Below are 25,119 nucleotides of genomic sequence, written 5' to 3'. Positions count from 1 at the left end.
GGGTCAACGATCTGCATCGCTACCCGGAATGCGGCCACGGGTAAACGGCCCGCGTAAGTCGTCGCTCCGGCAGCATAGCCCTCCGTTACGAAAATGGAATCGGTCACATCACCAGCGAGGGCACGAACCGGGGTGTCCCGTACGTTTCCGTGCTAGTGATGTGACCGAGGGTGATCAAGCGCCGGGGAGGGCGAGCATCTGGTCCAGTGCGGCCCGGGCGTGGCGCGCGGTGTCCGCGTCGACGGTGATCTGGTTGACCACCCGCCCGGCGACCAGCTCCTCCAGGGCCCACACCAGGTGCGGCAGGTCGATCCGGTTCATCGTCGAGCAGTAGCAGACCGCCCGGTCCAGGAACATGATCTGCTTGTCCGGATGGGCCAGCGCCAGCCGGCGGACCAGGTTCAGCTCGGTGCCGACCGCCCACGCCGAGCCGGCCGGGGCCGCCTCGATGGTCTTGATGATGTATTCCGTGGAGCCGACGAAGTCGGCGGCGGTGACCACCTCGTGCCGGCACTCCGGGTGGACCAGCACGTTGACCCCCGGCACCCGCTCCCGGACGTCGTTGACGCTGTCCAGGGTGAACCGGCCGTGCACCGAGCAGTGCCCGCGCCACAGGATCATCTTCGCGTCGCGGAGCTGCTCCGGGGTGAGCCCGCCGTTCGGCTTGTGCGGGTCGTAGAGGACGCAGTCGTCCAGCGAGAAGCCCATCTCCAGCACCGCCGTGTTGCGGCCCAGGTGCTGGTCGGGCAGGAAGAGCACCTTCTGCCCCTGCTCGAACGCCCAGTCCAACGCCCGCTTGGCGTTGGAGGAGGTGCAGACCACACCGCCGTGCCGGCCGACGAAGCCCTTGATGTCGGCGGAGGAGTTCATGTACGTCACCGGGACGGTGTCCGCCGCGATGCCCAGCTCGGTCAGCACGTCCCAGGCGGTCTCGACCTGCGACAGCACCGCCATGTCGGCCATCGAGCAGCCGGCGGCCAGGTCGGGCAGGGTCACCCGCTGACGGTCCGAGGTGAGGATGTCCGCGCTCTCGGCCATGAAGTGCACGCCGCAGAAGACGATGTATTCCGCGTCGGGGCGGGCCGCCGCCTCGCGGGCCAGCTTGAACGAGTCACCGGTCACGTCGGCGAACTGGATCACCTCGTCGCGCTGGTAGTGGTGGCCCAGCACGAAGACCTTCGTGCCGAGCGCGGCCTTGGCCGCCGCCGCCCGGGCCACCAGGTCCGGGTCGCTCGGCGCGGGAAGGTCACCCGGACACTCCACGCCACGCTCGGTGGCGGGATCGCTGCCGCGGCCGAGGAGCAGCAGCGCAGTGGCGGTGTTGGAGGGCTCAACCCAGGTCGAAGTCACGCCCCAATGCTCCCACAGCGCGGCCGGCGTGCGGCCGCCGTCGGTGTGGCCTGCCACACTGCTCACATGCGCGTGCTGCTCTGCCCGGACAAGTTCGCCGGCACGCTGCCGGCCCAGGAGGTCGCCGTCGCGGTGGCCGACGGCTGGCGAACGGCGGCCCCCGGCGACGAGCTGCTGATCCGGCCGCTCGCCGACGGCGGCCCCGGCTTCGTCGCGGTGCTCGCCGAGGCGCTCGCCGGGCGGCGGCTGGCGGTGCCGACCATCGACCCGCTCGGCCGCCCCGCCGCCGGTGAGATCCTGCTCACCGACGACGGCACCGCGTACCTGGAGAGCGCCCAGGCGTGCGGGCTGCACCTGTTGTCCGAGGCAGAGCGCGATCCGAAGGCCACCACCTCGTACGGGCTGGGGCTGCTGGTGGCCGCGGCGGTCGAGGCCGGGGCGCGGAGCGTGGTGATCGGGCTGGGCGGCTCCGCCACCAACGACGGGGGCGCCGGCATGTTCACCCCGCTGGGCGTCACCGCGCTGGACGAGGCCGGCCGGGCCCTGCCGTACGGCGGGGCGGCCCTCGCGGCGGTGGCCGCGCTGGACGGCGCCCCACGGGTCCGCGGCGCCGCCCTGGTCGCCGCCACCGACGTCGACAACCCGCTGCTCGGGCTGCACGGCGCCAGCAACGTGTACGGCCCGCAGAAGGGCGCCGACCGGTCCGACGTCCTGCTGCTCGACGCGGCGCTGGAGCGCTGGGCCGGGGTGCTGGAACGCGAGTTGCCCGGCTGCCCACCGGGGCTCGGCACGCTGCCCGGCGGCGGCGCGGCGGGCGGGCTCGGCGCGGCCGTCCTCGCCCTCGGCGGCCGGGCCGAGTCCGGCATCGGGCTGGTCACCCGGGCCATCGGGCTGGACGCCGCGCTGGACGCCGCCGATCTGGTGATCACGGGGGAGGGGTCCTTCGACCACCAGTCGCTGCGCGGCAAGGTCGTGGCCGGGGTGGCCGGGGCCGCCCGGGACCGGGGCCTGCCCTGCGTGGTGCTGGCGGGACGGGTGAGCACCGGGCGGCGGGAGGCCGCCGCGGCCGGCGTGACCGAGACGTACAGCCTGGTGGAGCACTTCGGGGGCGAGGAGCGCGGCGGGGCGGAGGCGGCGCTGGACCGGCCCGCCGAGGGGCTGCGCGCGCTCGGTGCCCGGTTGGCCCGGCAGTGGAGCCGCTGACCGGCCCGCTGTTTCCGCCACGAGTCTCGGCACCTGGGGTGACTTCCGTCGGGGCGGCGTACGATCGGATCCGGACCACACCGGGAATGACTGGGCGACGGGAAATGTTGGCCAGTGCGTCCGGACCCACACGCGCAGGGAGATTTCCACGTGACCACGCCAGCGCAGACCGAGTCGACCGAGGCCAAGGCCCCCAGCACCGTCGTCCTCACCGACGTCGCGGCGCAGAAGGTCAAGGCCCTGATCGAGCAGGAGGGCCGCGACGACCTGCGGCTCCGGGTCGCCGTGCAGCCGGGCGGCTGCTCCGGCCTGCGGTACCAGCTCTTCTTCGACGAGCGGTCGCTCGACGGTGACATCGTCACCGACTACGACGGTGTCGAGGTCGTCGTCGACCGGATGAGCGCGCCCTACCTGACCGGTGCGACCATCGACTTCGCCGACCGGATCGACGCCCAGGGCTTCACCATCGACAACCCGAACGCCGGCAACTCCTGCGCCTGCGGCGACTCGTTCAGCTGAGTCGACGCCGGGTCGGTCCGCACCGGGCCGACGGCTGACACACCCGACAACGGCGGGACCGCCCCCTCACCGGGCGGTCCCGCCGTCGCGTTCTTCCGGCGGGTGTACCCACGGTGACGCCCGGATGTGCGGCCGACGACCGGTTGCCGACCGAGGCCGTACGGCGGGCCGGGGCGACCGGTAGGCTGACCCGCGCCGTGCTCCCGACCCCGAGGGTTGACATGAAGATCGCCGTGACCGGCTCGATCGCCACCGATCACCTGATGAGCTTCCCCGGCCGCTTCGCCGACCAGCTCATCGCCGACCAGCTGCACAAGGTGTCGCTGTCGTTCCTCGTGGACGACCTGGTGCTGCGGCGCGGCGGGGTGGCGGCGAACATCGCCTTCGGCATGGCCCAGCTCGGACTGCGCCCGGTGCTGCTCGGCGCGGTCGGCGCCGACTTCGCCGACTACCGGTCGTGGCTGGAGCGGCACGGCGTGGACTGCGACTCGGTGCACGTCAGCGAGGTGGCGCACACCGCGCGCTTCGTCTGCACCACCGACACCGACATGTGCCAGATCGCCTCGTTCTACGCGGGCGCGATGAGCGAGGCCCGCAACATCGAGCTGGCCCCGGTGGCGGCGCGGCTGGGCGGCCTCGACCTGGTGCTGGTCGGCGCCAACGACCCGGAGGCGATGGTCCGGCACTCGGAGGAGAGCCGGGAGCGCGGTTACCGGTTCGTCGCCGACCCGTCCCAGCAGCTCGCCCGGATGGACGGCGAACAGGTCCTCGGCCTGATCGACGGCGCCGAATTCCTGATGACCAACGACTACGAGAAGTCGCTGCTGCTGAGCAAGGCGGGTCTCTCCGACGCGCAGCTCCTCGACCGGGTCAAGATCCGGGTCACCACGCTGGGCAAGGACGGCGCGGAGATCGCCGGCCGGGACTTCGACACCATCCACGTGCCGATCGCCCGGGAGATCCAGGCGGTCGACCCGACCGGCGTGGGCGACGGCTTCCGGGCCGGCTTCTTCGCCGCCCTGTCCTGGGGCCTGGGCCTGGAGCGTGCCGCCCAGGTCGGCTCGCTGCTGGCCACCCTGGTGCTGGAGACCGTCGGCACCCAGGAATACCAGGTCCGCCGGGATCTGTTCGTGAAGCGTCTCGCCGAGTCGTACGGGGACGCGGCCGCCGAGGACGTCCGGCCGCACCTGGTGCCGTGACCTCCGGCGTACCCGGTCCGGGCGCGACGGTCGACCCGGGCGCCGTCCGCCCCGGCGCCGACGGCCCGCTGCTGGTCGCCTTCGCCGGGCTGCCGGGCGTGGGCAAGAGCACGCTCGCCGTCCGGGTCGGTGCCGCGCTGCGCGCCCCGGTCCTGCCGGTCGACCCGGTGGAACGGGCCCTCGGGCGGTACGGGCTGGTCGGCGACGTGCCCGGGACAGCCGCGTACGGCGCGGTCGCCGGGCTCGCCGAGGTGCAGCTCGGCCTCGGGCTGAGCGTGGTGGTGGACGCCGTCAACCCGGTGGCCAGTGCCCGTGGCCTCTGGCACGACCTGGCCGTCCGGGCCGGGGTGCCGCTGCGGGTGATCGAGGTGCACTGCGGGGACGAGGCCGAGCACCGCCGGCGGGTCGAGTCCCGGCTCCCCGACGAGCACCTGCCCACCTGGGAGCAGACCCTGGTCCGCCGCGCCGAGTACGAGCCGATCATCGGCCCCCGCCTGGTGGTGGACACCGCCGTCGACACCGACCCCCTCCCCGGCATCCTCGCCTACCTCCGCTGACCCCGCCCCGCGCCCGAGGCGGGGGTGGGTCAGGTGGGGCGGGTCAGCTCGTCCTGGACGGTGGAGCGTAGTCGTCGCGCCTCGGCCAGATAGGCGTCGCCGAGCCGCTCCCGCCCGGCGTCCCGGTGCAGTTCACCCAGGCGGCGGGCGGTCTGCTCCTGGCCGCGGCGGTCCCCGATCTGCTCGAAGATCTCCAGCGCCCGGCTGAGCCGGGTGATCGCCGCGACACCCTGTTCCAGCTCGGCCAGGTCGCTGAGGCAGTACGCCTGGCCGTGCGCGTCGCCGATGGCGGTGAATCGGTCGAGCGCGGCGGTGAAGCAGCCACGGGCGGCCACCGCCTCGTCGAGCGACATCCGGATCAGCCCGAGCCGGTGCAACAGGTGCGCCACCCGGTGCTGGTCGTCCAGTTCGGTCGCGAGCGGCAGGCCGGCGTTCAGTGCGCGGAGCGCCTCGGCCGGGTTGTTGCGGGCCAGCCACACCAGGGCCAGCGCCCCGTGCACGTACGCCTGGCCGTGCTGGTCGCCGACTGTCAGGTAGTACGCCAGCGCCTGCTGGTAGCAGTCGTACGCGGCGTCGTGGTCACCGCGGATCCGGTGTACGGATCCCAGCCCGGCCAGGGCGCCCGCCTCGCCGTACGTGTTGCCCAGCCGGGCGTACGCCAGCCGGGCCCGGCTGAACGCCTCGGCGGCGGCGCCGTAATGATCGCGGTACAGGTGCAGTTGCCCGAGACCGCGCAGGCTCACCGCCTCGCCGAGCAGGTCACCGGTGCGCCGGCAGGTGCCGAGGGCGGTGCGATGGGTCTGCTCCCACTCGGCGCTGTGGCCGCCGAGGTCGCACCAGGGCAGCATGGTGTACGCGAACTCCCAGGCCAGTTCGGACCGGCCCAGCCGGGCGGCGAGTTCGACGGCGGCGAGCAGCGCCTGCCGCTCGACGGTGAACCAGGCGACCGGGTCCTTGGTCAGCTCGGCGGCGGCCGGCACCGGCCAGCGGGCCGCGACGCTCAACCCGGGGCCGAAGATCTGGGCCGGCAGGCCCCGCGCGGCCCGTCCGGCCAGGTCGAGGTAGCCGCCGAGGACCCGGCACAGCATCGCCTCGTCGACCGGGTCGGGCAGCTCCGGTGCCAGCAGGCTGGCCGCTACCGACAGCCGGAACCGCGGCTGCCCCAGCTCGTCCCGGCCGACCCGGCGTACCAGCCGGCCGAGCACCAGACTGTCCAGCACGGTCTGGACGTCGTCCCGGTCCAGCAGGGCCGACGCCACCCAGTCGGGTGCCGGCCCGAGGCCGAGCAGGGCGAACCCGCGCAGCATCGTGGCCGCGTCGCCGTCGAGCCGGGGCGGGGCCGCCGGCTCGTCCTGGGTCAGCAGGCTGCGATGCAACCGGCGCAGCGGTTCGCTGGGCTCGACGCCCAACCCTTCCACCAGGAAACGGCGGGCGCTGGAGTAGGTCGACAGGGCCTCCGCGCGACGGCCGGTCGCCTCGAGCGCGCTGACCAACAGCCGCCAGGCCTCCTCCCGCAGCGGGTCCTCGGCCACCAGCGCCCGTAGGTCGGCGACCGCCCCGGCCGCGTCGCCGGACTCGATGCGTACCCGGGCCCGCTGCTCCCGCAGCAGCCGCCTGCGTTCGACCAGGCGCTCCACCTCGGGCCGCCACAGCGGCGAGTGCGGCAGGTTCTCGATCGGGTCGCCCCGCCACAGCGCCAACGCGGCGTCCAGCCGGGCCGGGTCGGTGGCCTGGTCGTGCTCGTCGAAGCGGGCCAGGTCGAGTTCGGCGGGGCCCAGCAGCAGCCGGTAGCCGGGCGGTTGCCGGCGAAGCCGGGCCGCGCCGAGGAGGGTACGCAGGGCGTGGACGTACGTGTGCACGTTGGCCACCGCCGAGCGGGGCGGGTCCTGTGGCCAGAGCACCTCGATCAGGTGGTCCACCGCGACCGTGCGCTGGTTTCGGAGGGCGAGCGTGGCGAGCAGTTGCCGGGGTTTGACGCCGGCCAGCGGGACGGGCGCACCGTCGCGCAGCAACTCCAGTGGACCAAGTATGCGTAGCTCAAGTCCTGCTGGCATCAGCACACCACCCACGATCGATGATCGTCTTTGCCGATGCTACGCGGCGGCAACCGGACGGGACCAGTGGTGACGGCCGGTCGGGCGTTGATCGACTGTAGGGAATGTGGAGCCGGGCTGGAGCGAGCCGGCCCAGGCTGGTGGCCCCCGAGCAGCTACGGAGAGGACGACCATGCGACTACGCCATCTGCTGAGGGCCGCGAGCGCCTTCGTCATCGGTGTCGCGGGGACCCTGCTGATCGCGAACCCGGCGCACGCCGCGCCGGCGTTCCACCTTCCCTTCCCGTGCGGGCAGACCTGGCAGGGCAACAGCAGCAACAGCAGCGCCCACGTGTCCTGGGAGATCGACTTCAACCGTGGGTCCACCGCGGACGCGGATCTCGGGGACACCGTGCTGGCCGCCGCCGCCGGAACTGTCGAGGTCTCCGCACACCAGGGCAGCACCAACGGGTACGGCAACCTGATCGTGATCAACCACGGCGGCGGGTACTACACGTACTACGCGCACCTGGACAAGCGGGCGGTGGCCGCCGGAGCGGCGGTCCTGCGCGGCCAGGCCATCGGGGCGGTCGGCAACACCAGCAAGCCGGGCAACGACATCTCCCCGCACCTGCACTTCGAGGTGCGTTACCCGGACCGTGCCCAGTCGCACATCATCAAGGCCGTCTTCAACGGCTCCACCTTCTCCTACCCGAACGCCTCGGTGACCAGCCAGAACTGCGCCACGTCGTACGACCCGGCCACGGTGTGCGGCAGCGGATTCGAGGTCATCGACTCGGCGAAGCTCGGTTCCGCCGGCACCGCCAACCTGCTCTGGAAGGGCTCGACCGGCGAGAACTGCGTGGTCACCCTGAAGATGGCCAACGTCGGTACGGCCACCGCCACGAGCGCCTTCCTCGAACCGCAGGGCGCCGCGAGATCGACGGACTCGGGCAACTTCTCCTACTACGCGGGGCCGGTGATCCGTACGTCGCCGGGTTGCGTGAAGTGGGGCGGCAGCACCGGTGGCTCCAGCTACACCTCGGCCTTCGAGCACTGCGGCTGACCGACCCTGTGTCGATCAAGAGGTTCGCGTCGCACCGCGCGACGCGAACCTCTTGATCAACGGGGAGGGGGGTCAGTGGGTTCGGCGGACGTCGTAGGCGGGAAGGTCGGGGAGGGCCCCGATGAAGTGCTGGCCGCGCATGCGGCACCAGGCCGGGATGTCCACCGCGGCGGCCGGGTCGTCGGCCAGCACCCGTACCACCGCGCCGACGGGCAGCTCGGGCAGCCGGCGGGCCAGTTTGATCACCGGCAGCGGGCACCGCTGCCCCCGACAGTCCAGCACCTCGTCCGGCTCGCTCACAGCCCGGTCACTCCCGCTTCGGCGCGCAGGTCGGCGACCACCCGGGGCAGCTCGGCGAGGAAGCGGTCCACGTCAGCCTCGGTGCTCTCCCGGTGCAGCGACACCCGGACGTTGCCGTGCGACAGCACCCCCATCGCCTCCAGCACGTGCGACGGACGCAGCGTGGACGAGGTGCAGGAGGAGCCGGAGGAGACCGCGAAGCCCCGCCGGTCCAGCGCCTGCAGCAGCGCCTCGCCGTCCAGGTAGAGACAGGAGAAGGTGACCAGGTGGGGGAGGCGGTCCACGGGGTCCCCGACCACCTCCACGTCCGGCACCTCGGCCGCCACCCGGGCCCGGATCCGGTCCACCAGCGGCGCGAGCCGGGCCGTCTCGGCAGCCGCGTCGGCCGCCGCCGCGCGCAGGCTCGCCGCCGCCGCCACCACCGCCGGCAGGTTGAGCACCCCCGGGGTACGCCCGGACTCCCGCTCGTCGGCGGGGAACGGCGACTCCCAGCGGGTGCCCTTGCGGACCGCCAGCAGGCCGACGCCCGGCGGCCCGCCCCACTTGTGCGCGCTGGCGCTCAGCAGCGACCAGCCGGCCGGCAGCGGCGCCCGGCCGACCAGTTGCGCCGCGTCGACGTACAGCGGCACCCCCGCCTCGGCGCACGCCTCGGCCGCCGCCGGCACCGGCTGCACCGTGCCCACCTCGTGACTGGCCCCGATCAGGGCCGCCAGGGCCACCCCGGGGGCGGCCACGGCCGCCGTCCAGGCGTCCAGGTCCAGCCGGCCGACCCGGTCCACCGGTACGGAGACCGCCTCGCCGCCGCCGGCCACGTGCCGCTCCGCGGCGTGCAGCACCGCGGAGTGCTCGATCGCGGAATGCACCAGGGTCGCCCCGACCCGGCGCCGCCCGGCCAGACCGCCCAGCACGGCGGCGTGCGCCGCGGCCGTACCGCTGGGGGTGAAGGAGAGTTCGTCGGCACGGACGCCGAGGGTCTGCGCGGTGGCCTCGCGGGCCGCGTCGAGCAGTTGGCGGGCCCGGCGGGCCTGGGTGTAGAGCTTGCCGGGGTCGGCCCAGCCGTCGTCCAGCGCGGCCAGCAGCGCCTGCCGCGCGACCGGGTGCAGTGGGGCGGCGGCGGCCGCGTCCAGGTATACCGGGGATGTGCTCACGCCGTTGCCTCGCTTCGCTCCGCAGCGGTGCGAGGCGCCGCGCTACTGAGCCTGATGGTTCGCTCGCTCACGAAGGCCGACGCTATCGTGCCGTCCCCCGCCGGAGGCCCCGATGGGGGCGGACAGTGACCCCAAGACGGTCAGGCCCGCCATGGTCGAGTAATCTGCGACCGTCGGTGACGCCTTTGCCGTCGGTGCTGGAGGAAACAACCACCGCGGCGCGCTAGGGAGGCAGGACCAGGTGGTCGCAAGGAGTTCGGAGGTACGGTCGTCGGCCGTACGGCACAGCGCTTCCCAGGGGGCCGGTGGGCACCGGCGGCGTGGTGCTGGTCGGCTCGCCGGGCTCGGTCTCGGCGGAGCCGCGCTGCTGGTTCTGCTCACCGGCTGCGACGTCGGCAAGACGTTCGGCGGCTTCGGGTGGCCGCAGGGCGGCATCACCCCGCAGTCGCACCGGATGTACGACCTGTGGATCGCGTCCTGCATCGCGGCGCTCGCGGTCGGCGTGTTCGTCTGGGGCCTGATCTTCTGGTGCGTGATCCGCTACCGGAAGCGCGGCAACGAGCTGCCGGTGCAGACCCGCTACAACCTGCCGATGGAGTTCCTCTACACCATCGCGCCGATCCTCGTGGTCTCCGTGCTCTTCTACTACACGGCGGTCGTGCAGACCGGCGTGGACAAGATCACGAAGAACCCCGACGTGACCGTCGAGGTCGTCGCCTTCAAGTGGAACTGGCAGTTCAACTACCGCGACGGCCAGGGCCCCGACGCCAACACCGTCGCCTCGGTCCTCGGCACCAGCGACGTCATCCCGGTGCTGGTCCTGCCCACCGGCAAGTCCATCCGGTTCGAGGAGACCAGCCGGGACGTCATCCACTCGTTCTGGGTGCCGGAGCTGCTGTTCAAGCGCGACGTCATGCCGGGCAACGTCCGCAACGTCTTCGAGGTCACCAGCCTCGACCAGGAGGGCGAGTTCGTCGGCCGCTGCGCCGAGCTGTGCGGCAGCTACCACGCCTTCATGAACTTCGAGCTGCGGGTCGTCTCGCCACAGCAGTACGACCAGTTCCTGGCGGAGAAGAAGGCCGGCAAGTCGACGCAGGAGGCGCTCACGGCCATCGGCGAGGCGCCGTACGCGAGCACCACCGAGCCGTTCGACACCCGACGCACCAAGAACAACTTCAACCCGTCCGACGCGTCGGCCGGCGCGGGAAGCTGAGGAATCCGGCATGAAGACCGAGTGGCGAATCTTCCTGACCGTCGCGGCGTTCCTCTTCGGCGTCACCATTCTCTACGGCGCCTGGACGCACGGCGAGAGCGGTCGGATCGAGTGGGTCGGCACGGTGGCGCTGCTGCTGTCGTTCCTGCTCTGCTCGATGTGCGGCGGCTTCTTCTGGTTCATCTCCCGGCGTATCGACCTGCGCCCGGAGGACCGTCCGGACGGCGAGATCGCCGACGGCGCGGGCGAGGTCGGCTTCTTCAGCCCGGGCAGCTACTGGCCGTTCGGCCTGGCCCTGGCCGCCGCGATCGCCGGCACCGGGCTGGTCTTCTGGCAGATGTGGCTGCTGGGCCTGGGCCTGGTGGCGGTCATCTTCGCCGCCTGCGGCCTGCTCTTCGAGTACTACTCCGGCACCCGCCGGACCGCCGAGCACTGAGCTGACGGCAACACCGTGAGGCCCGCCTCCCGTCGGGGAGGCGGGCCTCACGCGTACGTGCCGCGGTGGATCCCGCTCGGCGTGTCGAGCGCCCGCGCCGTGACCCGGAGCTGCCGCTACGGGCGGTGTCCCGCCGTGGGGTCGCCGGCCCGTCGGTCGTGGGAGGGTCAGGCGGCGCGGCGGTGGGCCGGGCGGCGGTGGCGGCGCGGGGCGCGGACGGCGGCGCCCGCGATCAGCAGCGCGGCGCCGCAGCCGGTGCAGGCCAGCTCAGACCATTCCGGTTCGGCGCCGTGGCCGTCGGCGCGGGGCGGCGTCTCGAACAGCACGACGCCCTGGCAGATGTCGCAGTACAGCTCGCGGTCCGACACGGGCGTCTCCTCTCGCCTCCGGTGCCTGCCGAGGAATGGTGCTGGCATCGGCGGAAAACGGAAAATTACTCCCGTGTAGTTTGGCACGCCCGTCTGACGCTTCCGGCGCGGGTACGGCCCGGCGGAGCGACGTGCGACGCCGCCCGGCGGATCACCGGCCGGTCAGAGGGAACGGCCGACCTCGAGCCACCGGTCCAGGACGCCGGCCGCGGCTCCGGAGTCGATCGACTCGGCCGCCCGGGTCAGGCCGGCCCGCAGCGCCTCGTGCAGGTCGCCGTCGAGCGGGCCCTGGGTGGCCAGCGCCGTAGCGGCGTTCACCAGCACCGCGTCCCGGACCGGGCCGGTCTCGCCGGCCAGCAGCCGACGGGCCACCCCGGCGTTGTACGCGGCGTCCCCGCCCCGCAGATCGGCCAGGGTGGACCGGGGTACCCCCAGCTCCGTCGCGTCCAGCAGCGCTTCTCTGACGGTGCCCTGCTGGGCCACCCAGACCCGGGTCGGCGCGGCGGTGGTGAACTCGTCCAGCCCGTCCTCGCCGCGCATCACGACCACCGAGTCGCCGCGGGCCGCGAAGACGGCCGCCATCACCGGCGCCATCCGCAGGTCGAAGCAGCCGACCGCGCCGGCCCGGGGGCGGGCCGGGTTGGTCAGCGGGCCGAGGAAGTTGAAGAAGGTGGGTACGCCGACCTCCCGCCGGACCGGTCCGGCGTGGCGCATCCCCGGGTGGAACCGGGCCGCGAAGCAGAAGCCGATGCCGGCCTCCGCCACGCACCGGGCCACCTGCTCGGGGGTCAGGTCCAGCGGTACGCCGAGGTGTTCCAGCAGGTCGGCGGTGCCGCAGGACGAGGAGGCGGCCCGGTTGCCGTGCTTGACCACCCGCACGCCGGCCCCGGCCACCACGAGCGCCGTCATCGTGGAGATGTTGACCGTGTGCGCGAGGTCGCCGCCGGTGCCGACCACGTCGAGCGCGGTGGCGCGTACCTCCTCGGGCAGCTCGACCTCGACGGAGCAGCCGAGCATCGCCTCCACCAGGCCGGTCAGCTCGGCCGGGGTCTCACCCTTGGCGCGCAGCGCCACCGCGAAGCCGGCCACCTGCACCGGACTGGCCGAGCCGGTCATGATCTCGTCCATCGCCCAGGCGGTGTCGGCGGTGGAGAGTTCCTCACCGCGCAGCAGCGCGTTGAGCAGCAGTGGCCAGGTCCGTTCGCCCATGGTGGGCCTCCTGAGCGGGCGTGGAAGGCGGGTGTGGCGGCCCTCATCCGTGCCGGCGTCGCCTGGCGGCGCGGCGGCCGAACTGTGGCCGGAGCGTCGGCGCCACGGCCACGCTGCCGTGGCGCCGGGTGGGTCGGCTCAGGCCACGGCGTGCGTACGCCGCAGCAGCTCGGCGACGGTGGTGCCGGTGGTCACCGGGTCGAGCGGGTGGGCCAGCGTGGCGTCGACCTCGGCGTACGCGGCCAGCCAGCGGTCGGCGGCGCGGGCGAGCACCACGCAGGTCGGCGGGGCGTCGTCCCGGTCGTCCTTGATCTGGCGGGCGATGCCGATGCCGCCGCCCGGGGTCGCCTCGCCGTCGAGCAGGAGCAGGTCGATCTCGTAGTCGTCGACGAGCCGGACGCACTCGGCGTAGTCGGAGGCCTCGACGAACTCGATCTCGATCCCGGGCGCGGGGCGGGTGCCGACGGCGAGCCGCATCTGGTCGCGGACCTTCGGGTCGTCGCTGTAGAGCAGGACGGTGTAAAGACGCTCACTCATGCCGGCACTCCCACTTCGTAGCTGCCCGCTGATCGTAGCGGTCGTCACATCCGGGCGGACGGCCCGCCCTCGCGGAGCTCAGCCGGCGGCCTCGGCGGCCCGCTCGCGGGCCTCCTGGCGGTCCAGCTCGCGGTCCAGCCGGCGGGCCTCGCGTTCGGACTGTTTGATCCACTGGACGACCAGCACGGCCAACATGGTGACGCTGACGAACTCGCCGCCGGCCCAGAGCACGCCGCCGGCCACCACCTGGTCGTTCCACGGGTCCGACCAGCTCAGCCCCAGCGACGGGTACCAGTCGCCGCCGAGCAGGGTGGTGCTCTGCATGATCGTGAGCCCGAGCACGGTGTGGAACGGCACGGAGAGCACCATCAGCAGCGCCCGGGCCGGGTACGGCCAGCGGCCGGGCAGCGGGTCCAGGCCGAGCAGCGGCCAGAAGAAGACGCAGCCGGTGGCGATGAAGTGGGCGTGCACCAGCTCGTGCGCCCACTCGTGCTGCAGGGTGTAGTGGTAGAGGTCGGTGAAGTAGAGCGCGAACGGGTTCACCACGAAGATGGCGAACGCGACCAGCGGGAAGCTGTAGATCCGGGCGATCCGGCTGTGCACGATCGCCAGCAGCCGCTTGCGGGGCCGCACCGGGAGCGTACGCAGGGCGAGCGTCACCGGGGCACCGAGCGCCAGGAAGATCGGCGAGACCATGGACAGCGCCATGTGCTGCACCATGTGCACCGACAGCAGGGTGGTGTCGTACGCGCCCAGCCCGCTGAGCGTGACCGCCGCGATGCCGCCCAGGCCGGGTACGAGGAAGCACACCGTGCGGACCGCCGGCCAGCGGTCGCCGCGCAGCCGCAGCCGGTACACGCCGTACAGGTAGAGGCCGGCGGCGAGGAGCAGCCCGAGGGCTAACCAGCTGTTCAGCCGGGTCTCGGTGAGGATCCGGGCGACGGTGAACGGCGGCGGGACGGCCTCGTTCCCCGCCGCCAGGATCGCCGGAGCGAGGGATGGCGGAGCGCCCGAGGTGGCGGCGAAGATCGGATCGGCGTGCAGCACGCTTTTCAGGGTAGGTCAGGCGAAGCGGACGACCCCGATCGGGCCACTGTCGGCACGGGTTTGCCACCCCGCTGATCGTCGTTCCCGGTCAAGGGCAATAATGACCGCGTGACTGCGGCCCCAGCCATTGACAAGAGCCGGATCCACTCTCTGACGCGCCCCAACATGGTCAGCGTCGGGACGATCGTGTGGCTCTCCAGCGAACTCATGTTCTTCGCGGCGCTGTTCGCGATGTACTTCTCGATCCGCGCGGCGGCGCCGGAGCAGTGGGAGAAGCACACCGAGATCCTGAACATCCCCTATGCGACCACCTTCACGGTGATCCTGGTGCTCTCCTCGGTGACCTGCCAGCTCGGTGTCTTCGCGGCCGAGAAGGGTGACGTCCACGCCCTCCGCCGGTGGTTCACGATCACCTTCGTGATGGGTTTGATCTTCGTGCTCGGCCAGGCGAACGAGTACCGCAACCTGGTGCACGAGGGCGTCAAGATCAACGCGGACGGGTACGGGTCGATGTTCTACCTGACCACCGGCTTCCACGGTCTGCACGTGACCGGCGGTCTGATCGCCTTCGTCATCTTCATGATCCGCACCACCATGGGCCGGTTCACCCCGGCGCAGGCCACGTCGGCCATCGTCGTGTCCTACTACTGGCACTTCGTCGACGTCGTGTGGATCGGGCTCTACGCCATGATCTACTGGCTCCAGTGATCTTGGCGCGTCACGTACCGCGCCGCTGCTCCGTCCCCTGAGACAAGGTCCAACCGGTTAAGGACACAGGTCATGACTTCTGACAACGACCGCCGACGCGGTCTGCTCGCGCGGCTGCGCGGGCGGCCCGTAGCGCGCAGCAGGGGCCGCCGCCGGCTGGGTGCCGCGGTCCGGCTGGCCGCCGCGCTGATGCTGGCCGGCGGCGCCTACACCGTCTTCGCCCCCGGCGTGCAGGCGCAGGACACGCCGCCCCTGAGCGCCGCCGCCAACGAGGGCAAGGCGCTGTTCGACGTGAGCTGTGTGAGCTGTCACGGGCGCAACGCGCAGGGCATCGACGGCCGCGGTCCGAGCCTGATCGGTGTCGGTTCGGCGGCGGTCGAGTTCCAGGTCAGCACCGGTCGGATGCCGATGGCCCGGCAGGAGGCCCAGGCCATGCGCAAGCCGCCGTCGTTCACCGACGAGCAGGTGCGCCAGCTCGGCCAGTACATCCAGGAACTCGGCGGCGGCCCGCAGGTCCCCGCTGGGAACAACCTGCGCCAGAACGCCGACCTGGCCACCGGTGGCGAGCTGTTCCGGATCAACTGCTCGCAGTGCCACGCCTTCGGCGGCGGCGGCGGTGCCCTCTCCTCCGGCAAGTACGCGCCGAGCCTCAAGCCGGCCAGCGACCGGCAGATCTACGCCGCGATGCTGAGCGGCCCGCAGAACATGCCGGTGTTCGGGGACAACCAGATCTCTCCGCAGGAGAAGGCGGACATCATCGCCTACATCCAGGAGACCCTGAAGGCCGACCAGGACCAGGGCGGTTTCAACCTGGGCCGGTACGGCCCGTCGACCGAGGGCGTGGCGGCCTTCCTGGTCGGCATCGTCGCGCTGGTCTTCGCGAGCCTGTGGATTGCGGGCAAGTCGTGACCGAGCGAACCATTCGTTTCAGTGCTGCGGCGTCGACCCCCGGCGCCGCCCGTAGCGAGGTGGCGGCATGAGCACCCATATCGAGCACCAGGCGCCGCAGGGCCGGGAGCCGCTCGACGTGAACGACCCGCGGCTGTCCCGGTTCGACATCGTCCAGGAGGGCGCGCGGCGGGACGACATCGAGATCGTCCACTACGAGCCGCAGGTGGTCGCGGGCAGCAAGGCGGAGCGCCGGATGACCCGTACGGTCGCCACGTTCTTCCTGCTGACCGGCCTGGCCGCCACCGCGTTCCTGGTCGTCTACATCTGGTGGCCGTGGCAGTGGGAGCCGGGCCGCGGCGGTGACAAGTGGTACACCCCGCTGCTCGGCGTGACCCTCGGCATCGCGCTGCTCGCCGTCGGCTTCGGCATCCTCACCTGGGGCAAGAAGCTGCTCCCGAAGGAGGTCTCCATCCAGGACCGGCACGACCAGCCGAGTTCCTCGGAGGACCGCCGGATCACCGGCGAGACGATGCTCTACATGGCCGACGAGCTGGGCGTCCGGCGCCGGCCGCTGCTCGGCGCCTCGCTGATGGCCGGTCTCGCGCCGGTCGGCCTGGTGGCCGCGGCGCCGCTGGTGGGCGGCCTGATCCAGAACCCCCACAAGAACAACCAGATGTTCACCACCGGGTTCAAGCCGGTGGACGGGAAGAAGATCCGGCTGATCCGCGAGGACGGCCGGCCGATCCGCCCGGCGGACGTCAGCGTCGGTGGTCAGCTCACCGTCTTCCCGGGCGTCGACGGCGGCGTCAGCAACAAGTACGCCGACTCGCCGACCCTGCTGATCCACCTGCGGGACGGCGACGCGGAGAAGTCGCGCGTGGCCAACGCCCGGGTCGGGCACGGCGACTACATGTGGGGCAACTTCGCGGCGTTCTCCAAGATCTGCACGCACGCCGGCTGCCCCGCGAGCCTCTTCGAGCAGCAGACCAACCGGCTGCTCTGCCCCTGCCACCAGTCGCAGTTCCTCATCACCGACAACGCCAAGCCGGTCTTCGGCCCGGCGAACCGGCCGCTGCCGCAGCTGCCGATCGAGGTGGACGGGGAGGGCTTCTTCGTGGCGAAGTCCGACTACACCGAAACCATCGGTCCCGACTTCTGGGAGCGGCCATGAAGCGCCGAAAGTTTGACGTAGCAGCGGTGCCGGCCCGGACCGCCGGCGCGCTGGACGACCGCTTCTCGGCGGCCACCCCGCTGCGCAAGCTGCTGAACAAGGTCTTCCCCGACCACTGGTCCTTCCTGCTCGGCGAGATCGCGCTCTTCTCGTTCGTCGTGCTGCTGCTGACCGGTGTCTACCTGACCTTCTTCTTCGAGCCGTCGATGGCCGAGGTGGTCTACAGCGGCAGCTACGCCCCGCTGCGGGGCACCCCGATGTCGGCCGCGTACGCGTCCAGCCTGGACATCTCGTTCGATGTCCGGGGTGGCCTGATCATGCGGCAGATGCACCACTGGTCGGCGCTGCTGTTCATGGCCGCCATCGTGGTGCACATGCTCCGGGTGTTCTTCACCGGCGCGTTCCGCAAGCCGCGCGAGACGAACTGGATCATCGGTTCGCTGCTGTTCTGGGTGGGCTTCCTGGCCGGCTTCACCGGCTACTCGCTGCCGGACGACGGCCTGTCCGGCACGGGTCTGCGGATCGCCTCCGGCATCATCCTGTCGATTCCGGTGATCGGCTCGTGGGTCAGCTCGTCGATCTTCGGCGGGGAGTTCCCGGGCACCATCATCATCAGCCGGTTCTTCATCGCCCACGTGCTGCTCATCCCGGGCCTGCTGGTGGCGCTGATCAGCGTCCACCTGGGCCTGGTCTTCAAGCAGAAGCACACCCAGTGGCCCGGCCCCGGCCGGACCAACGACAACGTGGTCGGCGAGCGGATGTTCCCGCGGTACGCGATCAAGCAGGCCGGCTTCTTCCTGGTCGTGTTCGGCGTGATCGCGTTGATGGGTGGCCTGTTCCAGATCAACCCGATCTGGTACTTCGGCCCGTACGAGGCGTGGGTGGTCTCCTCGGCCAGCCAGCCCGACTGGTACGTCATGTTCCTCGACGGCTCGACCCGCCTCATGCCGGGCTGGGAGATCAGCATCCCGATCGGCGACGGATACGTCATCCCGCCGCTGTTCTGGCCGACGGTCGTGCTCCCCGGCATCCTGGTGGGCCTGTCGACGATGTATCCGTTCCTGGAGGCCCGCCGCCTCAAGGACTACCGCCACCACAACCTGCTCCAGCGGCCCCGGGACGTCCCGGCCCGGACCGCGGTGGGTGCGATGGCCCTGTCGTTCTGGGTCGTGCTGACGCTCTCCGGTGGCAACGACGTCATCGCCGACAAGTTCCACATCAGCCTGAACGCGATGACCTGGGCGGGCCGGGTCGGCCTGCTGGTCCTCCCGCCGCTGGCCTACTACATCACCTACCGGATCTGCCTCGGTCTGCAGCAGCACGACCGGGAGGTGCTGGCCCACGGCGTGGAGACCGGCATCATCAAGCGGCTGCCGGACGGCCGGTTCGTCGAGGTCCACCAGCCGCTCAGCGCGGCCGAGGGCCACGAGGGGCTGGACTACGTCGGCTGGGTCGTCCCGAAGAAGATGAACCGGCTCGGCGCCCTCGGCCCGGCGGTCCGGGGCTTCTTCTACCCGATCGAGAAGCCGGCCGAGGCGCCGGTCTCGCCGGGGCACCCGCCGGTCGAGCCCCGACCGGAGCGCGAGGAGATCAGCAGCGGCGAGAGCCGGCACTGATCCGCTGACCCGAGTACCACTGATCGTGGCGCCCGCCGGCTCTCCGGCGGGCGCCACGGTCGTTTCCGCGCCGTCCGTCCCGTCCCGCACACCGCGTGCCCCGTGCATCCGCTCCGCTGCCCCGCCACCCCCTGACCCGGACGGGTGGATTCGCAGGAATAACCCCGGTCAGCCGGGTATCCGTGCGGTCCAACGAAAAAGGGGGGGAAAGATGTTGGGTATCAAACGCCTCGGACTCCTGGCCGCCATGGTGGTGGTCGGGTTGGCGCCAGCCGCGGCGGCGCAGGCCGCGGCACAGCCGTCAACGCAGGACACCCAGTACCTGCAGGCGCTGCACCAGATCAACCTCTTCGAGATCAACATGGGCAACCTGGCCCAGCAGAAGGGCCAGAACGCGGAGGTGAAGGATCTGGGCAAGCAGTTCGTGACGGACCACACCCAGCTGGACGACTCGGTGAAGTCCACCGCGCAGCAGTTGAACGTCCAGCTGCCGAACAGCCCGACCACGGACCAGCAGAACGTCATCAACCAGCTGAACAACCTCAGCGGTGCTGACTTCGACAAGGCGTGGGTGACCGCCGAGCTGAACAGCCACGTTCAGGCCATCCAGGCCACCCAGACCGAGATCTCGCAGGGCTCCGAGCAGTCGGTGATCACGCTGGCCCAGGACGCGCTGCCGGTGCTCCAGGCGCACCTCGACGCCCTGACGTCGCTGGCCCAGACCCTGGGCATCCCGGTCCCGCAGACCAGCGCCAGCGGCACGCCCGGCCCGGGTGGCACCTCGACGCCGGCTCCGGGCGGCACCGAGTCCCCGGCTCCGGGTGGCACCGAGTCCCCGGCTCCGGGCACCACCGAGACGCCGGCTCCGGGCACCACGGAGGAGACCCCGGCGCCGAGCCAGAGCTGACCCGTACGACCGATGGTGGCCGGTCCGTCCCATGGGGGTGGGCCGGCCGCCACACGTACGGGGTCAGTCGGCGTTGGCCAGCCCGATCGCGAACGCCTCCTCCAGGTCGTGCTGCGAGTACGCCCGGAACGCGATGTGCGACTCGGTGTTGATCACTCCGGGCACCTTGGAGATGCTGCCGGCGATGACCTGGGCGATCTGCTCGAACTCGCGGACCCGGATCATGGCGATCAGGTCGACGTGACCGGCCACCGAGTAGACCTCGCTGACGCCGGGCAGGTTGGCCAGGGTCTCGGCCACCTCGGGGATGGAGTCGGTGGCGCAGTCGATCAGCACGATCGCGGTGATCACGGGGCATTTCTCCGTTCGTCGACGTCGTCGCCCATGCTAAGGGCTCGACCGGTCAGCCCGTCCCCGGCTCCGCGATCCGGCCGGCCGGGACGGTCAGATCGTTCCCGGCGCGGATCGCGTCGGTGAGCCGCTCGTCCGGCCCGACCGTCGCGCCGGGCCAGACCACGGCGCGGGTGACCTCGCCCCGGACGGTTGCTTCCGCACCGACCACCGCCCGGCGCACCCGCCCGGTGACGGTGGCGGTCGGGTGCACGAGGCTGCCCTCGCCGGCCGCGTGCAGGTTCGCCGTCAGGTAGTCGGCCGGCGTGCCGGTGTCGTAGAAGGTGCCCCGGTAGGGCACCACCGTGAGCGCACCGGCCGCCTCCGCCGGCCGCCACACCGCCCGGACCAGGTCGCCGAAGGCCGCCGGCAGGTCCCGGACCAGCCGCCAGGGCAGCAGCGAGAACCCGACGAACCGGTGGCCGCCGAAGGTGCCGAGGGCCGCCGGCTCGTCGGCCGGCTGGCCGAGCAGGCGTACGCTCCGCCCGTCCCAGCCGTCCAGCAGCGCCGCGACGTCCGGCCCCGGCGGGGCGTCCGGATCGGCCAGGTACGCGTCGGCGTTGCTGACCAGCACGCCCCGCCCGGCGATCCAGTCCCGCAGGTTGCCCAGCCCGCCGGCGGTGCCGAGCGGGTCGCCCGGCTCGACCGACAGGTGGGCCCGGAACCCGACGTGCGCCACCACGAGGTCGCCCAGGTAGCAGGCGTTCACCGCGACCCGCTCCGGGCCGGCCAGGCCGAGTCCGGCCAGCCGGTCGAGGGCCCGGTCCAGCAGCGGCACGTTGCCGACCGGGCAGAGCGCCTTCGGCACCCGCTCGGTCAGCGGGCGCAGTCGGGTGCCCTCGCCGGCGGCGAGCACCACCGCGCAGACGTCCGCCGCCGCCCGCCAGCCGGGACCCGCCGCGCCGGTCGGGCCGGGGCCGGTCACGCGCCCGGTGGCGCCGCGGGCGGGACCTCGCCGGCGCGCGGACCGATGCCGTAGTGGGCGAGCAGGTTGGCGGTGGCCCGGCTCAGCCGGGGCAGGTCGTCCAGCGGGTGCCAGGCCGCCTCGAACACCTCGGCGCCGTCCACCTTCAGCTCGGTGGTCGAGGCCGGCACCTCGGTCTCGAAGACCACGTCCACCCAGCCCTTGGCGTGCACCACGGCATTGGGCACGGCCGGGCGGAGCCGGTCGGGGGAGAGCCGGATGCCCGACTCCTCGTGCAGCTCGCGGGCCGCGCCGACCACCGGCGCCTCGCCGCGTTGCAGCAGCCCGGCCGGCAGGGTCCAGCTGTAGCCGGGCGGCTGGCGGAGCAGCAGGAGCCGTCCCGCGCCCTCGGCCTCGGTGTCCCGGACCAGGGCGACCGCGCCGACGATGTACTTCGGCACGGCCAGGCGGACCAGCCGGCGCCGCAGCGGGACGGGGAGGCGGTAGAAGAGTTGATAGCCGAGGGCCCGTCCGGTGGCACGCGCGCGGGGGATCATGCCTTCAGGCTAATGGCCGGAGGGCTCCGCCGGACGAACGGCTTTCGGCTACTGCCGGTGGTCGACGAGGTCGATCAGTTGCTGGACCACCGTGTCCGGCTCGACGGCCCGGTCGAAGACCGCCACCAGCAGGGTCTCCAGGTCCGGGTAGCCCAGTTCCTCGGAGAGCCGCAGCAGCGGCAGGTCGCTGGCCAGACCCCGGTTGTGCTTGCGCAGCGCGAGGCCGATGGTGGCCCGGCCGAGGCGTACCTTGTCGGCGATCGAGATGCCCGGCTCGGTGTGCTCGGCGAACCAGCGGTTGATCTGCATCTGGGCGTGCGGCGACTTGACGAAGCGAAGCCACTCCCGGCGCGGCCCGCGCGGCGCGGCGTCGGCATCGTAGCCGCTGTCCGCGTCGCTCTCGGTGAAGATCTCCACCACGTCGCCCTCCTCCAGTTCGGAGGAGAGCGGGGCCAGCCGCCCGTTGATCCGGGCGGCGAGGCAGTGGTCGCCCCGCTCGGTGCCCAGCTCGTACGCCAGGTCGACCGGGGTCGCGCCGGCCGGGAGGACGATCTGCCGCCCGTCGGCGACCACCTGGACCTGCGCCTCCGCCAGGTCGCAGCGCAGCGACTCCATGAACTGGGTCGGGTCGACGGTGTCCTGCTCCCAGTCGAGCACCCGGCGCAGCCAGGCCAACTCGTCCGCCCGATCGGCGGCCCGCCCGGCGGCGCGCGGGAAACGGTACTGGGCGGCGACGCCGTACTCGGCGGACCGGTGCATCTCCTCGGTGCGGATCAGCACCTCCACCGTGCGGTCCTGCGGGCCGCGGACGCTGGTGTGCAGCGAGCGGTAGAGGTTGTTCTTGGGGGAGGCGATGAAGTCCTTGAAGCGGCCCGGCACCGGCCGCCACAGCCCGTGCACCGCGCCGAGGGCGGCGTAGCAGTCGGTGGCCGGGCCGTCCACCACGATCGCGATGCGGGGCAGGTCGAACGGGGCGGCGTACCCGCCCGCCACGGTGTCCCGCCAGATCGAGTAGAGGTGCCGGGGGCGGGGGGAGACCTCGGCGTCGACCCGGCTGCGACGCAGCGCCACCCGGGCCTTCGCCACCACCTCGGCGAGGTACGCGTCCCACCCGGGCCGGTCGTGCACGTGCCGGGCGATCCGGGCGTGCTCCTCGGGGTGCAGGTGCAGCAGCACCACGTCGTCCAGGTCGCGTTTCAGGGTCTGGATGCCCAGCCGGTCGCAGAGCGGGACGAGCACCTCCTCGGTCTTGCGGGCGATCCGCTCCCGGGAGGCGGCGGAGCGTACGCCCAGGGTGCGCATGTTGTGCAGCCGGTCGGCCAGCTTGATGATCAGCACCCGGACGTCCTTGCCGGCCGCGACGATCATCTTGCGGACGGTCTCCGCCTCGGCGGCCTTGCCGTAGAACGCCTTGTCGAACTTGGTCACCCCGTCGACCAGGTGGGCCACCTCGCGGCCGAAGTCCTCCTGGAGCGCCTGGAGGGTGTAGCGGGTGTCCTCCACGGTGTCGTGCAGCAGCGCGGCGACCAGGGTGGTGGTGTCCACGCCGAGGTCGGCGCAGATCTGGGCGACGGCGAGGGGATGGGTGATGTACGGCTCGCCGCTCTTGCGGAACTGGCCGCGGTGCATGTTCTCGGCGATCGTGTACGCCCGACGTAGCACCGAGGCGTCGGCGTTGGCGTGGATGCCGCGATGGGTGCGGACCAGGGCGCTGACCGGGTCGGTGTCGGTGGTGGGCCAGGTGAGCAGGGAGCGCAGCCGGCGGGTCAGCGGCAGATCGCCGGGCTGGGTCGGGAGGGCGCCGCCCAGGGCGGCGCCGTGTCCGGCGTCGACGTCCACCTGGGACACCTCCTCACCCCGGCCCCGGGCCGCCCCGCCGGCGACCGGGAGCAGGCCCGCGAAACGGGCAGGACTGCACTCTCTTAACAGACTAAGGGAGTCGACGTAGTCCGATCGGACACTTGGTCATGAGCGTTCGGTCGAGAGTTGGTGGGACCCTCCGCTCTCGGCCTTGGTCAGCAGGGCACGGAACCGGCCCGCGCCGGTGGTCGGCGACGCCCAGCCGGAGGAGATTTCCACCAGCCGGGTCTCCGGTCGTTCCAACCAGGACAGGACCCGTTCGGTCTCCTCGGCGGAGGCCGCCGGGACCGGGCCGTGACCGGGCAGGACGGTCTCGGCCGTGGCCCGGATCGCGTTGATGGTCGGTCGCGGATGGACACCCGGCGGGGAGACGCCCGCGCCGGCCAGCCGGCCGTGGCGGACCAGGGCCAGCTCCCAGCCGCCCCGGGCGTGCGGGCGGGCGGCGGCCAGCTCGGCGATGCGGGTCAGCGCCACCAGCCGCTGCATCCGGACCGCCGCGCGCAGCACCGCGGCCAGCCGGGCCCGCACCACCGCGGCCTCCTCGTAGCGCTGGGCGTGGGAGAGCACCTCGATCCGGGCGAGCAGGGCGTCCACCACCACCTGCGGGTCGTCGGTGGTGGCGGTACGGAACGGGGCGGCGGCGCGCTGGTCGTACTCCTCGGGGGTGATCCGGTGCTCGCAGGGCGCCGGGCAACGACCCAGCTCGGCCAGCGCGCAGGCCGGCATGGTGGTGCGCCGGGAGAGCCGGTGGGTGCACTGGCGCAGCGGCACCGCGTCGTGGAAGCCGGCGGCGGCCAACTCGGCGGCCTGCTTGGAGCGGAACGGGCCGAGGTAGGCGGTGTCGGTGGGGGCGAGGTCGCGCACGATCGACAACCTCGGGTACGCCTCGTCGGTCAGCTTCAGCCAGACCTGGCGTTCCGGGTACTTCGAGCGCCGGTTGTACGGCGGCGCGTGCGCGGCGATCAACCGCAGCTCGCGGACCTCCGCCTCCAGCGAGTGGGCGCACTCGACGGCGTCGACCCGCTCGGCGGCGGCCAGCATCTCGGAGATCCGGGCCCGTTTCTCGCTGGCCGTGAAGTAGCTGCGGACCCGGGTGGCGATGTCGCCGGAGGTGCCGACGTAGAGCGGCCGGTCGTCGGCGGCCCGGAAGATGTAGACCCCGGGGACCTTCGGCAGCCCGTCGGCGAGGTGGCGCTTGCGCCGCTGGGTGGGGGTGACCGCCCGGGCGAACTCGATCGCCTCGCCGACGGTGTCCACCCGATGCCCGCCGAGCCGGCCGATCAGCCCGTGCAGCACGTCGACGGTGGCCTTCGCGTCGTCCAGCGCCCGGTGGGTGGGCTGGGTGGCGGTGCGGAAGTAGGCGGCCAGGGTGCCGAGCTTGCGGTTGGGCACCTCGTCGCGGGTGAGCACCCGGCGGGCCAGCGCCGCGGTGTCCAGCACCCGCGGGTTGGGCCAGCGGTAGCCGTGCCGGGTGCAGGCGGCCTTGAGGAAACCCACGTCGTACGGGGCGTTGTGGGCGACCAGCACGGCGTCGGCGATGAACTCCAGGAAACTCGGCAGCACCTGCTCGATCGGCGGGGCGGGGAGCAGCATGGCCTGGGTGATGCCGGTCAGCACGGTGATGAACGGTGGGATCGGCTCGCCCGGGTTGACCAGGGTGGCGAGCACTCCCAGCTCCTCGCCGCCGCGTACCTTGACCGCGCCGATCTCGGTGATCCCGCCGCCGTCCGGCGCGCCGCCGGTGGTCTCCAGGTCGACCACCACGAAGGTGGTCGCGTAGAGCGGCAGCGCGGGGTCGACCCCGGTGCCCGTCGCCCGGTCCAGGCCGGCCAGCGCCTCCTGGACGTACTCCGCTCGCGTCACCCGCGGCACGCTAGCGGGCGGGTCCGACACTCCCGTCCCACCGGCCCCAGCCGTTACCACGGGATTA

At 72.4% G+C, this 25,119-nt stretch carries 25 protein-coding genes; 12 read left to right on the top strand and 13 right to left on the bottom strand.

All coding sequences use genetic code 11. The features are described from left to right. Positions 1-174: 174 nt before the first annotated feature. On the bottom strand, positions 175-1,350 hold the full coding sequence (nadA, locus tag GA0070621_RS15935; protein WP_091202492.1) for a quinolinate synthase NadA: 1,176 nt from the start codon (positions 1,348-1,350) through the stop codon (positions 175-177). 66 nt (positions 1,351-1,416) lie between these two features. Here nadA and GA0070621_RS15930 point away from each other — a divergent pair, with 66 nt between their 5' ends. The 4 genes from GA0070621_RS15930 (at position 1,417) to GA0070621_RS15915 (ending at position 4,828) form a co-directional block, all read left to right on the top strand. Further along, positions 1,417-2,553: a glycerate kinase family protein gene (locus tag GA0070621_RS15930; RefSeq protein ID WP_091196383.1), complete on the top strand. Its 1,137-nt coding sequence runs from the start codon at positions 1,417-1,419 to the stop codon at positions 2,551-2,553. A gap of 150 nt (positions 2,554-2,703) precedes the next feature. Next, complete coding sequence (erpA, locus tag GA0070621_RS15925; protein WP_091196380.1) at positions 2,704-3,072, top strand: iron-sulfur cluster insertion protein ErpA; 369 nt, start codon at positions 2,704-2,706, stop codon at positions 3,070-3,072. A gap of 221 nt (positions 3,073-3,293) precedes the next feature. Then, positions 3,294-4,271, top strand: coding sequence for a carbohydrate kinase family protein (locus GA0070621_RS15920; RefSeq protein WP_091196376.1), 978 nt, complete (start codon positions 3,294-3,296; stop codon positions 4,269-4,271). Continuing rightward, positions 4,268-4,828, top strand: a complete 561-nt coding sequence (locus tag GA0070621_RS15915; RefSeq protein ID WP_091196373.1) for an AAA family ATPase — start codon at positions 4,268-4,270, stop codon at positions 4,826-4,828. Before GA0070621_RS15920 ends, GA0070621_RS15915 begins: the two co-directional genes overlap by 4 nt. A 29-nt stretch (positions 4,829-4,857) precedes the next feature. Here GA0070621_RS15915 and GA0070621_RS15910 read toward each other — a convergent pair whose 3' ends face one another. Further along, positions 4,858-6,882 carry a BTAD domain-containing putative transcriptional regulator gene (locus GA0070621_RS15910; protein WP_157740001.1) on the bottom strand — a complete coding sequence of 675 codons (2,025 nt, stop codon included), beginning with the start codon at positions 6,880-6,882 and terminating at the stop codon, positions 4,858-4,860. 172 nt (positions 6,883-7,054) lie between these two features. Here GA0070621_RS15910 and GA0070621_RS15905 point away from each other — a divergent pair, with 172 nt between their 5' ends. Next, complete coding sequence (locus GA0070621_RS15905; protein WP_167666955.1) at positions 7,055-7,927, top strand: M23 family metallopeptidase; 873 nt, start codon at positions 7,055-7,057, stop codon at positions 7,925-7,927. A 72-nt stretch (positions 7,928-7,999) separates the two neighbouring features. Here the strand turns inward: GA0070621_RS15905 and GA0070621_RS15900 are convergent, their stop codons facing one another. Together GA0070621_RS15900 and GA0070621_RS15895 are read right to left on the bottom strand one after the other, a co-directional pair. After that, positions 8,000-8,227 carry a sulfurtransferase TusA family protein gene (locus tag GA0070621_RS15900; protein WP_091196368.1) on the bottom strand — a complete coding sequence of 76 codons (228 nt, stop codon included), beginning with the start codon at positions 8,225-8,227 and terminating at the stop codon, positions 8,000-8,002. Continuing rightward, on the bottom strand, positions 8,224-9,375 hold the full coding sequence (locus GA0070621_RS15895; protein ID WP_091196365.1) for a cysteine desulfurase family protein: 1,152 nt from the start codon (positions 9,373-9,375) through the stop codon (positions 8,224-8,226). Before GA0070621_RS15895 ends, GA0070621_RS15900 begins: the two co-directional genes overlap by 4 nt. Before the next feature lie 241 nt (positions 9,376-9,616). Here GA0070621_RS15895 and ctaC point away from each other — a divergent pair, with 241 nt between their 5' ends. Both ctaC and GA0070621_RS15885 read left to right on the top strand, forming a co-directional pair. Further along, a complete protein-coding gene (gene ctaC / locus GA0070621_RS15890) occupies positions 9,617-10,588 on the top strand; it encodes an aa3-type cytochrome oxidase subunit II (protein WP_091196364.1) in 972 nt (323 codons plus the stop codon). Between the two features lie 10 nt (positions 10,589-10,598). Next, the gene (locus tag GA0070621_RS15885) at positions 10,599-11,024 is read left to right on the top strand and encodes a cytochrome c oxidase subunit 4 (RefSeq protein WP_091196362.1); all 426 of its coding nucleotides are present in this window, start codon (positions 10,599-10,601) and stop codon (positions 11,022-11,024) included. A 167-nt stretch (positions 11,025-11,191) separates the two neighbouring features. On the opposite strand, the gene GA0070621_RS15880 is transcribed toward GA0070621_RS15885, so the two are convergent. The 4 genes from GA0070621_RS15880 to GA0070621_RS15865 all read right to left on the bottom strand — a co-directional run bounded on the left by GA0070621_RS15880 (position 11,192) and on the right by GA0070621_RS15865 (position 14,185). After that, positions 11,192-11,392 carry a hypothetical protein gene (locus GA0070621_RS15880; RefSeq protein ID WP_091196358.1) on the bottom strand — a complete coding sequence of 67 codons (201 nt, stop codon included), beginning with the start codon at positions 11,390-11,392 and terminating at the stop codon, positions 11,192-11,194. Between the two features lie 162 nt (positions 11,393-11,554). Further along, on the bottom strand, positions 11,555-12,601 hold the full coding sequence (gene trpD / locus GA0070621_RS15875) for an anthranilate phosphoribosyltransferase (protein WP_091196356.1): 1,047 nt from the start codon (positions 12,599-12,601) through the stop codon (positions 11,555-11,557). A 138-nt stretch (positions 12,602-12,739) separates the two neighbouring features. Then, a complete protein-coding gene (locus GA0070621_RS15870) occupies positions 12,740-13,138 on the bottom strand; it encodes a response regulator (protein WP_091196353.1) in 399 nt (132 codons plus the stop codon). A gap of 78 nt (positions 13,139-13,216) precedes the next feature. Then, positions 13,217-14,185 (bottom strand): cytochrome c oxidase assembly protein, encoded by a 969-nt coding sequence (locus GA0070621_RS15865; protein ID WP_167666954.1) that lies wholly within the window; start codon positions 14,183-14,185, stop codon positions 13,217-13,219. A 108-nt stretch (positions 14,186-14,293) separates the two neighbouring features. On the opposite strand from GA0070621_RS15865, the gene ctaE reads away from it, so the two are divergent. The 5 genes from ctaE to GA0070621_RS15840 all read left to right on the top strand — a co-directional run bounded on the left by ctaE (position 14,294) and on the right by GA0070621_RS15840 (position 19,478). Continuing rightward, on the top strand, positions 14,294-14,893 hold the full coding sequence (gene ctaE, locus GA0070621_RS15860; protein ID WP_091196350.1) for an aa3-type cytochrome oxidase subunit III: 600 nt from the start codon (positions 14,294-14,296) through the stop codon (positions 14,891-14,893). A gap of 72 nt (positions 14,894-14,965) precedes the next feature. Beyond that, positions 14,966-15,802: a cytochrome bc1 complex diheme cytochrome c subunit gene (qcrC, locus tag GA0070621_RS15855; RefSeq protein ID WP_091196347.1), complete on the top strand. Its 837-nt coding sequence runs from the start codon at positions 14,966-14,968 to the stop codon at positions 15,800-15,802. A 67-nt stretch (positions 15,803-15,869) separates the two neighbouring features. Then, positions 15,870-16,955, top strand: coding sequence for a cytochrome bc1 complex Rieske iron-sulfur subunit (gene qcrA, locus GA0070621_RS15850; RefSeq protein ID WP_091196344.1), 1,086 nt, complete (start codon positions 15,870-15,872; stop codon positions 16,953-16,955). Beyond that, positions 16,952-18,571, top strand: a complete 1,620-nt coding sequence (gene qcrB, locus GA0070621_RS15845; RefSeq protein ID WP_091196341.1) for a cytochrome bc1 complex cytochrome b subunit — start codon at positions 16,952-16,954, stop codon at positions 18,569-18,571. The genes qcrA and qcrB overlap by 4 nt, the downstream gene beginning before the upstream one ends. A gap of 211 nt (positions 18,572-18,782) precedes the next feature. Beyond that, complete coding sequence (locus tag GA0070621_RS15840; RefSeq protein ID WP_091196339.1) at positions 18,783-19,478, top strand: DUF4142 domain-containing protein; 696 nt, start codon at positions 18,783-18,785, stop codon at positions 19,476-19,478. Positions 19,479-19,541: 63 nt separating this feature from the next. On the opposite strand, the gene GA0070621_RS15835 is transcribed toward GA0070621_RS15840, so the two are convergent. From GA0070621_RS15835 to GA0070621_RS15815, 5 genes are all read right to left on the bottom strand, one after another. Beyond that, entirely contained in the window at positions 19,542-19,829 is a 288-nt protein-coding gene (locus GA0070621_RS15835; protein WP_091196336.1) for an Lrp/AsnC family transcriptional regulator, read from the bottom strand. 52 nt (positions 19,830-19,881) lie between these two features. After that, complete coding sequence (locus GA0070621_RS15830; protein WP_091196333.1) at positions 19,882-20,793, bottom strand: NTP transferase domain-containing protein; 912 nt, start codon at positions 20,791-20,793, stop codon at positions 19,882-19,884. Then, positions 20,790-21,329 (bottom strand): NUDIX hydrolase, encoded by a 540-nt coding sequence (locus GA0070621_RS15825; RefSeq protein WP_091196331.1) that lies wholly within the window; start codon positions 21,327-21,329, stop codon positions 20,790-20,792. The genes GA0070621_RS15830 and GA0070621_RS15825 overlap by 4 nt, the downstream gene beginning before the upstream one ends. A gap of 48 nt (positions 21,330-21,377) precedes the next feature. Beyond that, positions 21,378-23,168 (bottom strand): RelA/SpoT family protein, encoded by a 1,791-nt coding sequence (locus GA0070621_RS15820; RefSeq protein WP_091196328.1) that lies wholly within the window; start codon positions 23,166-23,168, stop codon positions 21,378-21,380. Between the two features lie 126 nt (positions 23,169-23,294). After that, the gene (locus GA0070621_RS15815; RefSeq protein WP_091196324.1) at positions 23,295-25,052 is read right to left on the bottom strand and encodes a DEDD exonuclease domain-containing protein; all 1,758 of its coding nucleotides are present in this window, start codon (positions 25,050-25,052) and stop codon (positions 23,295-23,297) included. Positions 25,053-25,119: the final 67 nt, after the last annotated feature.

It is taken from the genome of Micromonospora narathiwatensis (genome assembly GCF_900089605.1).
GTDB lineage: Bacteria > Actinomycetota > Actinomycetes > Mycobacteriales > Micromonosporaceae > Micromonospora > Micromonospora narathiwatensis.
Note: the sequence above shows the minus strand (reverse complement) of the source record. Positions and strands in the feature narration are given on the sequence as shown.